Below are 12,319 nucleotides of genomic sequence, written 5' to 3' on the forward strand. Positions count from 1 at the left end.
TATCACTCCTTGACTGAACCGGCGAGGATGCCGCTGACGAAGTACTTCTGCAGGAAGAGGAACAGCAGGAAGATGGGCACGATCGAGAGGCCCGCCGCGACCATGATCTGGTCGTAGTAGACGCGCTGGGCGCCGACGAGGTCGCTGATGGCGACCGGGATGGTGTACTTGTCCTGGCTCAGGATGACCAGCGGGAACAGGAAGAGGTTCCACTGGAACAGGAACAGGACGATGGCCAGCGCCGCCAGCGACGACTTCATCGTCGGCAGCGCCACCCGGTAGAACACCTGGAGCTCGGTCGCGCCGTCCATCCGCGCCGACTCCAGCAGCGCGTCGGGGATCGACTGCATGTTCTGGCGCATCAGGAAGATGCCCAGCGGGTTGGCCGCCCACGGCAGGATGATGGCCCAGTAGGTGTTGGTCAGCCCGATGCGCGACATCAGCAGGAACAGTGGGATGACCAGCAGCTGGATGGGGAGCACGAGCGTCGCCAGGATGGCGTAGAAGATCGGCTCCTTGTACTTGAACTCGTACTTGGCGAAGGCGAACCCGCCCATCGAGCACAGCACCAGCGACAGCGCCGTGTACACCGTCGCCACCAGGACGCTGTTGCCGATAGCCGCGACGAAGCCGAACTCGTGGCCGAGGAACTCGGTGGCCGACCGCGCCTGGAGCGCGCGGAAGTTCTCGAGGAACTGGGCGATCGACCCGGGGACGAGCCGCGGGTCGCTGGCGGCCGCGAGGAACGCCTGCTCCTCGAGGGTCGCGGCCACCACGATCCAGTACAGCGGGACGATCGTGACCAGCACCGCGGCCAGCAGGAACGCGTAGGTGGCGACCTTCCACGCGAACTCCCGGTGGTGGTCACGCACTGTCGCCACCTCCCACGGCCTTGATCTGGAAGATCGAGAGCGTGCTCACCACGGCGATGAGCACCCAGGTCAGCGCGCTGGCGTAGCCCAGCTGGAACTGGACGAACGCCATCTCGTAGATGTACTGGACGATGGTCCGGGTCGCCTCGGCCGACGCGCCGGCCTCGCTCACGATGAGCGGCTCGGAGAACAGCTTGAACGTGCCGATGGTCGAGGTGACCGCGACGAACAGCAGCACCGGCTTGAGCTGGGGGAGCGTGACGTACCGGAACTTCTGGAGGCGGTTCGCCCCGTCGATCTCGGCGGCCTCGTAGAGCTGCTCGGGCACGTTCTGGAGGCCGGCGAGCAGGATGATCATGTTGTAGCCGGTCCAGCGCCACGTGACCGCGCCCACGATGGTCATCCGCGACCAGAAGTCGCTGGAGAACCACGGGATCGGCCCGATGCCGACCAGCCCGAGCGCGTAGTTGACCAGCCCGTGCTCCTGCATGAGCAGGACGAAGACGGTCGCGTAGGCCACCAGGTTGGCCGAGACGGGGACTGCCAGCGTCGTCCGGAAGATCCCCCGCAATCGGACGAACGAGGCGTCGAGCGCGACCGCCAGCGAGAGCGCGATGGCGATCATCAGCGGCACCTGCACCAGCAGGATGAACAGCGTGTTGTACATCGCCTGGTGGAACAGCGCGTCGCCCAGCAGGCGCTGGTAGTTCGAGAGGCCGACGAACTGCAGGTCCGAGATGGTCGTGACGGTGAACCCCAGTCCCGGCACCGTGAACAGCTCGGTGCCGCCGACGCCCTCGAACCGGAAGAACGAGAGGTAGATGGTGTAGAAGATGGGGAACGCGAGGAACACCCCGAACAGCACGAAGAACGGCAGTAGGAAGAGGTACGGGACGCCCTCGACGCTCGGCAGGCTGGCGGTGAGTCGCTGGCGGCGCCACCGGTACGCGTCGACGAGCTCGTCGCGGAGCGTTGCGCGCTGCTTGCCCGCTGTCGTGTCAGTGTTAGCCATGAGGGAGGAACTCCGCGGCCGTCAGGCCAGCTTGCGACCGGTGCGGTCCGCGACCTGCTTCGCGGCCTTCTCGACGGCCTTCTTCGGCGAGACGTTGCCCTTCATCATGTCGCTGAAGTGGGTGTTGATCGCCTTCGTGACCTCGGGCGTCGCGGTGGTGTAGCGGTACGGCGGGATGTTGGGCGCGATGTTCGCGAACAGCCGGCCGGCCGGCTGGCCGCCGAGGAACTCGCTGCCCTGGTCGAACGCGTCGCTCTGGTAGGCGGGCTTGAACGCCGGGAAGATGCCGTACTCCTGGTACATCTTGATCTGCATCTCCTTGGTCGCCAGCGAGTGCTTCATGTAGTCGTAGCCGCGGTTGGCCTTCGCGTCGCTGACCTGGTCGGCGATGACGAGGTTCGAGCCGCCCCAGTTGGTCGCGCGCGGGCCGCCCTTCTCGAACGCCGGCGGGCGCATCACCCGCCACTTGCCCGACGTCTCGGGCAGCTCGGCCTTCAGGGTGCCCTCCATCCACGCGCCGGCCGACAGCGAGGCGATCGAGCCGTTCTTGAACGCCGAGAACCACGAGCTCGACCACGACGCCTCGCTGGCGGTGATGCCGGCGTCGCGCAGTCGCTTGAGGTTGCGCGCCACGCGGACGCTCTTGTCGTTGTTGAACGCGACCTTCCCGTCCTTCGTGAACGGCTGGCCGCCGAGCTGGCGGTACTGCATGCGCCACAGCCCGTCGTAGTCGTTCGACGGGATGTTGAGCATCGCGATGTCGTCGGGGAGCTTCTTGCCCTCCTCGATGAACTGCTCCCACGTCTCGACGCTGTCGATCTTCACGCCGTGCTCGTCGAGGACGTCCTTGCGGTAGAACGTCCCGACCGGGCCGATGTCCCACGGGAGCGCGTACGTCTTCCCGTCCTTCTCGAGCGGCCCCCACTTGCCCGAGACGAACTTCTTCTTGACGCTCTCGTCGAGATAGCCCGAGATGTCCATGAGCCCGCCGGTGTCGACCCACGCCGCCGCGTCGACGCTCTCCATCATCGAGACCGCGGGCGCGCCGCTGCCCGCGAGGAGCTTGGACTTGTACTTGTCCTTCAGGTCCGACCGACCGATCTGCTTGACGTTCACAGTCGCATCGTTGTTCTTCTCGTAGGCCTTGGCCGTGATCTGGAGGGACTTCGCCGCCACGTCCCAGCCCCAGGCGGTGATGGAGTCGGCCATCTCGTTCTGGGAACTGCCGCCGCCCATACAGCCCGCGAGCGTCGCCGCGCCGGCAAGTCCCGCCCCTTTCAGCACGCGCCGCCGGTTCAAATCGGTAGCTCTGTCAACCATGGGATACGCTATCACGATACCACTTCACCGGAAGTTATAAATTTTGGTATTCGAGCCTGAATCGTAATAATCGTTGGCAGTAGCCAATATAACGCGATGAATGTAATCGAAATAAGGATTCAGACTGTGATATCGTATAATTAGGCCCATTCACCAATAGTGAACTGCCTGCCGCAGACGAAACGGGCTAATCACCGATATTCTCGGGATAGAGCGACTGAATCGACGGTGGAGTCGAATCGGCACGAATTTAATCAACGATAATGTTCTATCGGTGTTCGGCATCGGTGAACAGAGCTTTGTGGCTGGAGCGAGACTGGCCCGCTATGACGGACTATCCGATCGGCGCGACCGCCACGACCTTCGAGGTCGTCGAGGCGCTCGCGGAGCTCGAGGAGGCGGGCGTGACGGAGGTCGCCGACCGGCTCGGGCTCTCGAAGGGGAGCGCGCACAACCACCTCGCGACGCTCGAGAGGCTCGGCTACGCCGTCAGTCGGGACGGCCGGTACCGCCTCGGGCTGCAGTTTCTCGACCTCGGGTCTCGTATCCGGGCCGGCCGGGACGTCTACCGCGCGGCGCGGTCGGAGATCGACCGACTCGCCCACTCGAGCGGGGAGACGGCCAGCCTCGTGGTCGAGGAGGCGGGCGAGGCAGTCTTCGTCTATCGGGCGGGCGACGACGAGTCGACGCGACTCCGGGCGGGAAGTCGCGTCCCCATACAGGCCACCGCGGGGGGGAAGGCCATCCTCGCGAACCGCGCCTCCACGTCGGCGGCCGATGTACTCGACGGCGACGTCGCCGCGCCCACCGATGCGACGATTACCGACGCCGACGCGCTCGCGCGCGAACTCCAGACCGTCCGCGACCAGGGGCTCGCGTTCGACCGCGGGGAGCTGTTTCCGGACCGCCGGGCGGTCGCCGCGCCCGTGATGACCGACGACGGCCGCGCGATCGGCGCGGTCGCGGTCTCCGGGCCGGCCGACCGGATGAGCGGCAAGCGCCTCGACGAGGACATGCCCGGACTGGTCCTCAGCGCCGCCAACAAGATCGGCGTCAACCGCCTCGCGGACTGACGTACTGCGTTTACCAAAAGTGAACGGGTTAGAAGTCGCCTAGAACGACTCTAACGCAGGTTTCGTGACGACAGGCGAGAAGCGGGCCACAGCGCGGCGCCGATCCGTTCACTATCGGTGAAAACTCGGCTTCGGTCCTCGCGACGTCATCAATTTAAAATCCGAATCGCGGCGTCGCGAAACGCCGGGCGTCCCAGCGCAGGGGTCGGCCCGCCCGAGAGGGACTCGACCCTCACTGCTTCGGCTCGGGGTCGAATATCTCGGGGTTCTCGGGGCCGTCGGCCTGGACGACGGCCATGCAGCCCTTGCGGGCGACCCGGGTCAGCGAGTGGTCGACCAGCTTGAACGGGCCGGGCACCGGGAAGTTCATCGTCGCGACGGTGGTGCTGCCCGGCGCGACCTGCCGGGTCTGGATGTGGGTCTGGGGCCTCGTCGTCAGCGACCCCTCGGGCCAGAGCCGCTCCCAGACGTTGCCGATGGGGTGGAAGCTGCTGGTGAGGTTCGGCCCGCCGGTGACGAAGTACACCCGGGCGGTCTCGCCGGTCTTCACCTTCGCCGGCCCGTACCTGTTGGGCGTGCAGGCGTACTTCTCGCCGTTCATCACGACGTAGGTCGGCTCCTCGCGCTTCATCGACTCGACGTCGAAGCTGTGCTGGCCCTTCTCGCCCGGGCGCTTGTCGGTGTAGATCTCGTGCTGGCCGAAGTAGAACTCGTGGTCCACCTCGGGCAGCCCGTCCTCGGGCTCGACCAGGATGATGCCGAACATGCCCGCCGAGATGTGCATGTCGAGGTTCGGCACCGCGCAGTGGTAGATGTACGCGCCGGGGTAGGTTGCCTCGAACCGGAGGTGGGCGGTCTCGCCCGGCGCGGTCATCGTGGCCTCGGCGCCGCCGCCGGGCCCCGCGGCCGCGTGGAAGTCGACGTTGTGGGGCATGTCGTTCTCGGCCGGGTTCTCGAAGGTGAGGTCGACGGTGTCGCCCTTCCGGACCCGGATCATCGGTCCGGGAACCCGGCCGTTGTACGTCATGTAGTTGAACGTGACCCCGTCCTCGATCTCGGCGGTGACCTCCTCGGGGCGGAGGGTCACCTCGACCGTCTTCGGCCTGTCACGGCTGATCGGCTCCGGAACGTCCGCCGGGTTCGCCGCGACGCGCTTCGCGACCTTCCGTTTCTGCTTGTTCATGGCTTTCTGGGTCTGGGTCCTGGTGGCCCGGGGGGCCGATTCTGTCGCGCACCCGGCGAGCGCCGCCGCGCCGCCGAGGCCGATACCTTGGAGCACCGTGCGTCGGTTGGTTGCGGGCATTGGGAGTCACCTTACAGTTGCAGGTAGTGCCCGACCCACCTTCAATCGGGAAACCGATTCTCAGGCCGCAGGAAGGCCAACGAACGTGTTCGCGCCGTTCTCAGGTTCCGGGAATCGACTCGTCGTCGTCGCTCGTAGTTGACACCGTAGCGCTATCGGCGGGACGGCGGAGAGCCGCGACGGGGCCGTACGGGAAGGCGGTTACGCGAGTCGCTCCCCGGGAAAGGGAGACGACCGCCGACGAGAACGGTCAGCCGGTTCGACCGAACGGGACGGTCGAGCGATTCCCCGACGCGGGACGGAGCCGCGGCGCTACTGGCCGGCCAGCCAGTCGAGCGCCTCCTCCTGGGTCCCGAACACGCGGTACTCGAAGTCGGGGTCGAGCGAACTCAGCATCTCCTCGACGCGCTCCATCTCCATGTCCGCGATGGTGGAGTCGGCGTACACGCCAGCGCCGGCCCGCACGCCCCGGTCGATGAGGTTCGGGACCCACGTGTCGGCGAGCCACTCCTTGTCGGTGTCGTCGTGCGCGGCGATCTCCTCGGTGTTCACGAGGTACTGCTCGGCGCCCTCCTCCGCGATGACCTCGGCCCATCTGTCGGCGATCTCCCGGAGGGCCTCGCCCGAGGCGAACTCGTTGTAGACGAAGATTGGGATGTCGCACGCGGTGTCCTTCTCGATCGTGTACTCGCTCGTCTCCTCTACCGTTTCGATCGACATGTATCAGTACGTCTGCAGAAGCGTCTCTTAACCGTTGGGTCCGAGTTATCAGAGATGATACGCTCGTCTGTCGGTTTCTCACGGCTGGTGCCAACACACTACATCGGGAATCGAACACGAACGGCGGCGAGACCACAGAAGTGTTTGTAGAAATCCGGCTCGCTGACGAACTCCGACTCCGCAGAAAGACGGACCACGGGCGGCCGATTACGTCAGTCGTCGGTCTCGACCGCGGACTCGGCGGCGACCGGCGCGTCGGTCGGTTCGTCGACGGGCGTGGTCGCGCCGCGGTTCAGCACCTTCTTCGCCGCGTCGTAGCCGAAGATGACCGTCCCGAGGATCACCAGCGCGTCGCCGGGCATCCGGAGCCAGAACAGCAGCTGGACCAGGTCGCCCTCGTAGAACGCCAGGCTCCGGGCCGCGTCGTAGCCCTGCGTGAACGCGACCTCGAGCTGGAGGAACCCGACCGGCAGCAGGCTAACGGCGACCATCAGCGCCAGCCCGAGGTTCCAGGCCCAGAACGCCCGCCGGAGGTCGGTGCCGTCCCACCGGCGCTCGGGCACCGCGATCCGGAGCATGTAGGTCACCATCCCCAGCGCGAGGAAGCCGAACGCGCCGAACATCGCGGCGTGGGCGTGGGCCACCGTGAGGTAGGTGCCGTGCTCGAAGTAGTTGATGAACGGCAGGTTGATGAAGAATCCGAGCACGCCCGCCCCGACGAAGTTCCAGACGCCGCTGGCGACGATGAACATGAACGGGAGCGTGTAGGGGAACGACTCGCCGCCGGTCGACATCGCGCGGTACTGGCCGATGGCCTCGTAGAGGATGAAGACGAGCGGGATGAGCTCCAGCGTCGAGAACGCGCTCCCGATGGGCACCCAGACGTCGGGCTGGCCGACCCACCAGTAGTGGTGCGAGACCCCGATGACGCCCGTGCCCATCACGAGCAGCGCCTGGACCATCACGGCCTTCTCGGCCGAGCGCTTCTCCAGGAGGTTCATGCTGACCAGCGTGACGCCGACCAGCGCGACGATGAAGAACTCGAAGGCGCCCTCGACCCACATGTGGACGACCCACCACCGCCAGAACTCCGTGACGACGATGTTGGTCTGCGGGGTGTAGAGGAAGCCCGCGCAGAACAGCAGCGCGATCGAGCCCCCGGCGTACAGGATCATGTGCGCGAGGCCGTAGCGGGGCTCGCGGTCGAGCAGCGGCTTGAGCCCGCGGGCCACCAGCGCGGCCCACGCCAGGAAGCCGACCAGGATGCCGACCTGCCAGAGCCGGCCGACTTCGAGGTACTCCAGGCCCTCGTTACCGACGATCCACCAGAGCGCGCCGTCGAAGTACCCCTTGGCGCCGAGCCAGATGCCCGCCAGCGCGCCCACCACGACCACGACGAGCACGCCGAGCAGCCGGTTGATCCACGCGCCCTGCCTGCGGGGCTCGTGGCCGGTCAGCAGCGGCGGTAGGAACAGGCCGGCCCCGAGCCACAGCGTCGCGATCCAGAGGATGCCCAGGTCGATGTGCCAGGTCTTGGCGATGGAGAACGGCAGCAGCTGGAGGACGTTGATCCCGAGCAGGCGGCCCAGCCCGAAGAAGTCGGCCCGCTCGATGTAGTAGTGGGCCAGCAGGCCGCCGAGCAGCACCTGCGCGAGGAACAGGCCCGCGCCGACGACGACGAACCGGAGCGCGGCGGCCTGGCCGGGGAACAGGTCGACCTCGTCGGGCCGCGGCACGGTGACGCCCTCGGTCTCGGGCTCGGGGAGCTCGATGGACTTGTAGAGCCACACCCCGACGCCCGCGCCGGCGACCAGCAGCACCATCGCGACCACGCTCCAGGTCATCGACGCGCCGGTGGCGTCGTTACCCGCCGCGGGGTTGTACGGCCACTCGTTGGTGTAGGAGTGGTCGGCGCCGGGCCGGTCGGTGTGGGCGATCCAGGCGGTCCAGAGCGCGAAGTCGGCGAACCGCCGCGCGTCCTCGGCGGTCTCGATCATCCCGGCCGGGACGCCCCGCTCGGGGCTGCCCTCGTGGTAGCGCTCGACGTACACCTGCCGGACCTGCTCGTGAGCGTACGCCTCGGCAGCCGAGTACTCGATGTCCTTCGCGGGCGTCCCGTCGGTCAGGTCGGACTTCACCGCCACGTCGACCGTGGCCCGCTCGCTGGCGGAGAGCGCCCCGTAGGACGAGGCGTCGTACTGCTGGCGGGCGTAGTACTCCCGCATGAACTTCACCTTCAGGTCCAGGGCGTCGGCGGTGAAGTCCTCGCCGTAGTACGCCCCGTTGCCCAGTATCGACCCGTGGTTCATCAGCCCGTTCGACTGGAAGATCGTCTTGCCCTCCCGGACCTGCTCGGCGGTCACGACGGTCCCGCCGTCCGGGCCCTCGACCCGCTTGGGGATGGGCGGGGCCTCCTGGTAGGAGTACCACGCGCCCGCCCCCATCACGGCCAGGTTGAGGACGAAGACGACCGCGAGTACCTTCCCGAGTGTGCGACGTTCGACTCTCATACACGTCGAGGTCGACCCTCGTGGGGCTTTTAACGGGGCAGCGGTTCCTGCCGGCTGGGAAGGCGGCCGAACGTGTTCGGGTTCCAGGGGACACCGATACCTCGCCGCGGGTATCGTGCTGTGCGTCAGCGTATCGTTCCGGGACCACGCGCTCGGCGTCGTCGGCCGTCTCCAGCTACCGGGATGCGGAAGAGAAAACGGCACGGCGAGCGATCCGACCCTCGCCGTGGCTGCACGCGTCGAGCACCAGCCGGCGGGTCGTCAGTCGTCCCGGTTCAGTCCTCGTCGGCCCGCGGCGCGAGGACGAGCAGCGCGGTGCTGTCGGCCTCCGCCCTCGGCGACACCTCCTTCCGGCCGTCGAACCGCAGGAGGTCGCCGGGTTCGAGCGCGTTCGACTCGCCGTCGACGCGGACGTCGAGCCGACCGGACACGAGGTGGACCACGATCTGGCGCTCGGGGTGGCGGTGGGCCGGGACCGACTCACCCGCCTCCAGGGAGAGCCGGACCGTCTTCGGCTCCGCGCCCGGGAACGCCACCTCGCGGGGTCGCTCGGTCAGGTCGTCGAGTGCGACGGTGTCGGTCATGGCAGTGATGGACTCCGGGCTACTGTTTGGGGAATCTGGCGACGAACTTCTCGCTGCCCTCGCGCTCGACCTCGTAGGCGTCGGCGTCGAACGATTCCACCTCGGCCCGCATCTCGTAGAACAGCGGCTTGGGCTCGTGGTCGTTGACGATCTCGAGCACCTCGCCGCTGTCGAGGCTCTCGAACTCCTCGTGTATCTTGGGGTGGCGCTCCGGCGGCGGAATCTCGCGGACGTCTAGTCGTGGCATGCGGGTGGAGGTTCGCGGACGCGACGCTTTCAGATTACCCCGAACGTGTTCGGGGCTCGCGGAGTGCGGCGGGAAGCGCCGTCGGAACCCGGCTCGGGGCGGTTCAGGACTCGACCTCGACGAGCGAGAGCCGATAGACGACGTGGTCGGCGACCGCGACTTCGAGCGCGTAGTAGTCGCCGCCGCGCGTCACGTACCCGTTGTCCCGGAGCTGGTCGGGGAACGCGCCCGGGGCGGAGAGTTCGGACTCGTTGCCGGCCAGCGCGGCGTCGAACAGCCGCCTCGCGTCCGGAGTGAGATTCGCGTACGCGACGACGCCGGTCGAGGGGTCGACGGTCGACGCGTTCACCTCGGTCGCGTCGTGCAACCGGTACTCGCCGTAGAGGCCGCCGTACTGCCACGAGAGCCGGTAGAGCGTGCCGCGGTAGCGGACCCGCCAGCCGTCGGTCTCGGGCGTCACGCGACCGGTGGCGTTCGTCCGCGTCACCCGGACCGAGTCGTTCCCGACCGCCCGACCGAGCAGCTCGCGGTCCACCGCCGAGAGCGCCGCGGATTCGAGCGTGGGAGGCATAGCGGTCGTCGCGGGACCGTCCGCGACGGTGGACGCGTCGACAGTGGCGGTCGTCGCAGTGGGGGTCGCCGTCTCCGTCGGGTCGGTCGTCGTCTGCTCGCCGCCGGGAGCGACGCCGGCGCACCCGGCGAGGACCAGCGCGAGCGCGAGACAGAGCGGACCGGCGCGGGGGACCATACCGTGGTCCTGTGAGCATCCCTACAAGTGCTTTGTGCTGACCGCTCGCGGACCGGACGTCGTCGTGGCGTCGCTGACGCTCGCCGGTGGCTCACCGCGACGGGGCGACGAGTCCGCGGTTCACTCGTCGCCTCGGGGCTCGAACTCGCCCGTCCGCAGCCCCTCCCGGACCGGTCCGTGCTCGGCGTCGGTCGGCGGCGGGGCGGTCACCAGCGTCGCCTCCAAACGCCGGTCCTCGGCCTTCACGCCGCGGTCCTCGCCCGCGGGCACGACCACGACGTCGCCCGGTTCGACCGCGTGCTCGTCGTCGCCGTCCCGGACGACCCCGCAGCCCTCGCGGACCGTGATCGCCACGTCGCTGTCCGGAGCGTGGACCGGGATGAACTGGCCCGGCTCGAAGTAGCCCAGCACCACCTTCATCCGGTCGCTCCGGAAGACGGACCGCGCTGAGAACCGCTCGTCGTCGTACGCGCGCTCGGCGTCGAAGTCGGTCGCGACCATGCCGGAACCGAGGGCCGAGGCGGTCGTGGTGGCTTCGGCGAACGCGTTCGGTCGGCGGACCAGCGCCGGGGGAACGGAAGGAGCTGTTCCGGGCCGTCACCGCCGCCACGCTTAGTGGCGTCGGTCACGTCAGGAGAACGAGATGGGCCGAACGCAACCGCGTCGCTGGGAGTACAAGACGCTCAGGCCGCCGCGGGGCGAGACCAAGAAGGAGGCCGAGGACCCGGAGGCCGAACTCAACGACTGGGGCGCCGACGGCTGGGAGCTGGTCACGACCATCGACTACACCGGCGGCGGGTCGAAGTACCTCGTCTTCAAGCGCCCCGCGGACCCGGCCGGCGAGGGCGGCGACGGCGAGAGCGACGGTGACTCGCGGTGAGCGAGAACGCCGAGGGCGAGGACATCGCCACCGCCGACACGATGCGCGAGCGCGCGGACGAGAGCCGGGTCAAGCTCTGGCTGCTGCTCGGGGCGAGCCGACTGCAGGTGACCGCGGTCCTCTCGCTCGGGGTGTTCGCGGCGTTCGTCGCGGCCGTCACCCTCCTGCCCCAGCCCGTGGTGCCCCAGCTCCGGACGGGCGACACCATCGAGACGATGTTCTCGACGATGATCGGGGCCATCATCACCGGCACCACGCTGGTCGTCACCATCGGCCAGCTCGTGCTCTCCCAGGAGAACGGTCCCCTCGGCGAGCAGCGCACCCGGATGCAGAACTCGATGGACTTCCGGGACTTCGCCGAGGAGCTTATCGGGTCGCCCAGCCCCGCGGACCCCTCGGCGTTCCTCCGGGAGCTGGTGGGGGTGGCCCGGGACCGGGCCGAGGCGCTCCGCGAGCGGACCGCCGAGAACGACGACGACGAGCTCCGCCAGGAGGTCGAGGAGTTCACCGACAGCCTCACCAGCAACGCCGAGGCGGTCCGCGACGAGCTCGACGGCGCGGAGTTCGGCAGCTTCGACGTGACCTTCGCCGCGCTCGACTTCAACTACGGCTGGAAGATATTCCAGGTCGAGCGCATCGCCAGCGAGTACGAGGACAGCCTCAGCGAGGAGGAGCTGGGGCTGCTCGACGACCTGAAGACCGCGCTCAGCATGTTCGGCCCGGCCCGCGAGCACGTCAAGACCCTCTACTTCGAGTGGGAGCTGGTCAGCCTCTCGCAGATGATCCTCTACGCCGCCATCCCGGCGCTGGTGGTCGCCGGCGTCATGCTCACGGTCGTCGACGCCGGCACGTTCCCCGGCGCCACGCTGGCGGTGCCGAACGCGACCTGGGCCGTCGGCGCGGCGTTCACGGCGACGCTGGTGCCGTTCCTGCTGTTCACCTCGTACGTCCTCCGCATCGTGACGGTCGCCAAGCGGACGCTCGCCATCGAACCGCTCATCCTCCGGGACTCCCAGCGGTAGCCCCCGGCCGTCCCGCTGCCGGGCAGGG

Annotated in this window: 13 protein-coding genes; 3 read left to right on the forward strand and 10 right to left on the reverse strand. The window is 68.0% G+C overall.

Annotation, left to right across the window (positions count from 1 at the left end):
* Positions 1-2: 2 nt before the first annotated feature.
* The 3 genes from ACQUQF_RS05870 to ACQUQF_RS05880 are packed head-to-tail and all read right to left on the reverse strand — an operon-like array spanning position 3 to position 3,204.
* Positions 3-872, reverse strand: coding sequence for a carbohydrate ABC transporter permease (locus ACQUQF_RS05870; RefSeq protein ID WP_435176707.1), 870 nt, complete (start codon positions 870-872; stop codon positions 3-5).
* Positions 865-1,884, reverse strand: coding sequence for a carbohydrate ABC transporter permease (locus ACQUQF_RS05875; RefSeq protein ID WP_435176709.1), 1,020 nt, complete (start codon positions 1,882-1,884; stop codon positions 865-867). Before ACQUQF_RS05875 ends, ACQUQF_RS05870 begins: the two co-directional genes overlap by 8 nt.
* A 21-nt stretch (positions 1,885-1,905) precedes the next feature.
* The gene (locus ACQUQF_RS05880; protein WP_435176711.1) at positions 1,906-3,204 is read right to left on the reverse strand and encodes an ABC transporter substrate-binding protein; all 1,299 of its coding nucleotides are present in this window, start codon (positions 3,202-3,204) and stop codon (positions 1,906-1,908) included.
* A gap of 326 nt (positions 3,205-3,530) precedes the next feature.
* Between ACQUQF_RS05880 and ACQUQF_RS05885 the strand changes: the two genes are divergently transcribed.
* Positions 3,531-4,277 (forward strand): IclR family transcriptional regulator, encoded by a 747-nt coding sequence (locus tag ACQUQF_RS05885; protein WP_435176713.1) that lies wholly within the window; start codon positions 3,531-3,533, stop codon positions 4,275-4,277.
* Positions 4,278-4,509: 232 nt separating this feature from the next.
* On the opposite strand, the gene nirK is transcribed toward ACQUQF_RS05885, so the two are convergent.
* From nirK to ACQUQF_RS05920, 7 genes are all read right to left on the reverse strand, one after another.
* Entirely contained in the window at positions 4,510-5,580 is a 1,071-nt protein-coding gene (gene nirK, locus ACQUQF_RS05890; protein ID WP_435176715.1) for a copper-containing nitrite reductase, read from the reverse strand.
* A 312-nt stretch (positions 5,581-5,892) separates the two neighbouring features.
* Complete coding sequence (locus ACQUQF_RS05895) at positions 5,893-6,300, reverse strand: hypothetical protein (RefSeq protein WP_435176717.1); 408 nt, start codon at positions 6,298-6,300, stop codon at positions 5,893-5,895.
* Positions 6,301-6,512: 212 nt separating this feature from the next.
* Positions 6,513-8,810 (reverse strand): nitric-oxide reductase large subunit, encoded by a 2,298-nt coding sequence (locus ACQUQF_RS05900; protein WP_435176719.1) that lies wholly within the window; start codon positions 8,808-8,810, stop codon positions 6,513-6,515.
* 275 nt (positions 8,811-9,085) lie between these two features.
* Positions 9,086-9,394 carry a cupin domain-containing protein gene (locus tag ACQUQF_RS05905; RefSeq protein WP_435176721.1) on the reverse strand — a complete coding sequence of 103 codons (309 nt, stop codon included), beginning with the start codon at positions 9,392-9,394 and terminating at the stop codon, positions 9,086-9,088.
* Positions 9,395-9,413: 19 nt separating this feature from the next.
* Positions 9,414-9,641 (reverse strand): DUF2249 domain-containing protein, encoded by a 228-nt coding sequence (locus tag ACQUQF_RS05910; RefSeq protein WP_435176723.1) that lies wholly within the window; start codon positions 9,639-9,641, stop codon positions 9,414-9,416.
* A 103-nt stretch (positions 9,642-9,744) separates the two neighbouring features.
* Complete coding sequence (locus tag ACQUQF_RS05915) at positions 9,745-10,389, reverse strand: hypothetical protein (protein WP_435176724.1); 645 nt, start codon at positions 10,387-10,389, stop codon at positions 9,745-9,747.
* Between the two features lie 120 nt (positions 10,390-10,509).
* Complete coding sequence (locus tag ACQUQF_RS05920; protein ID WP_435176726.1) at positions 10,510-10,890, reverse strand: cupin domain-containing protein; 381 nt, start codon at positions 10,888-10,890, stop codon at positions 10,510-10,512.
* A gap of 142 nt (positions 10,891-11,032) precedes the next feature.
* Here ACQUQF_RS05920 and ACQUQF_RS05925 point away from each other — a divergent pair, with 142 nt between their 5' ends.
* Both ACQUQF_RS05925 and ACQUQF_RS05930 read left to right on the forward strand, forming a co-directional pair.
* Positions 11,033-11,269: a DUF4177 domain-containing protein gene (locus tag ACQUQF_RS05925; RefSeq protein ID WP_435176728.1), complete on the forward strand. Its 237-nt coding sequence runs from the start codon at positions 11,033-11,035 to the stop codon at positions 11,267-11,269.
* Between the two features lie 41 nt (positions 11,270-11,310).
* Positions 11,311-12,291: a hypothetical protein gene (locus ACQUQF_RS05930; RefSeq protein ID WP_435177613.1), complete on the forward strand. Its 981-nt coding sequence runs from the start codon at positions 11,311-11,313 to the stop codon at positions 12,289-12,291.
* The last annotated feature ends 28 nt before the right edge of the window (positions 12,292-12,319 follow it).

Origin of the sequence: Halorussus sp. AFM4, assembly GCF_051194995.1 — an archaeon.
Classification (GTDB): domain Archaea; phylum Halobacteriota; class Halobacteria; order Halobacteriales; family Haladaptataceae; genus Halorussus.

Bases quoted from the DNA above. Each gene is read 5' to 3' on its own strand.
- ACQUQF_RS05875 (WP_435176709.1), bottom strand. From the start codon at position 1,884: ATGGCTAACACTGACACGACAGCGGGCAAGCAGCGCGCAACGCTCCGC.
- ACQUQF_RS05880 (WP_435176711.1), bottom strand. From the start codon at position 3,204: ATGGTTGACAGAGCTACCGATTTGAACCGGCGGCGCGTGCTGAAAGGG.
- ACQUQF_RS05885 (WP_435176713.1), top strand. From the start codon at position 3,531: ATGACGGACTATCCGATCGGCGCGACCGCCACGACCTTCGAGGTCGTC.
- nirK (WP_435176715.1), bottom strand. From the start codon at position 5,580: ATGCCCGCAACCAACCGACGCACGGTGCTCCAAGGTATCGGCCTCGGC.
- ACQUQF_RS05895 (WP_435176717.1), bottom strand. From the start codon at position 6,300: ATGTCGATCGAAACGGTAGAGGAGACGAGCGAGTACACGATCGAGAAG.
- ACQUQF_RS05900 (WP_435176719.1), bottom strand. From the start codon at position 8,810: ATGAGAGTCGAACGTCGCACACTCGGGAAGGTACTCGCGGTCGTCTTC.
- ACQUQF_RS05905 (WP_435176721.1), bottom strand. From the start codon at position 9,394: ATGACCGACACCGTCGCACTCGACGACCTGACCGAGCGACCCCGCGAG.
- ACQUQF_RS05910 (WP_435176723.1), bottom strand. From the start codon at position 9,641: ATGCCACGACTAGACGTCCGCGAGATTCCGCCGCCGGAGCGCCACCCC.
- ACQUQF_RS05915 (WP_435176724.1), bottom strand. From the start codon at position 10,389: ATGGTCCCCCGCGCCGGTCCGCTCTGTCTCGCGCTCGCGCTGGTCCTC.
- ACQUQF_RS05920 (WP_435176726.1), bottom strand. From the start codon at position 10,890: ATGGTCGCGACCGACTTCGACGCCGAGCGCGCGTACGACGACGAGCGG.
- ACQUQF_RS05925 (WP_435176728.1), top strand. From the start codon at position 11,033: ATGGGCCGAACGCAACCGCGTCGCTGGGAGTACAAGACGCTCAGGCCG.
- ACQUQF_RS05930 (WP_435177613.1), top strand. From the start codon at position 11,311: ATGCGCGAGCGCGCGGACGAGAGCCGGGTCAAGCTCTGGCTGCTGCTC.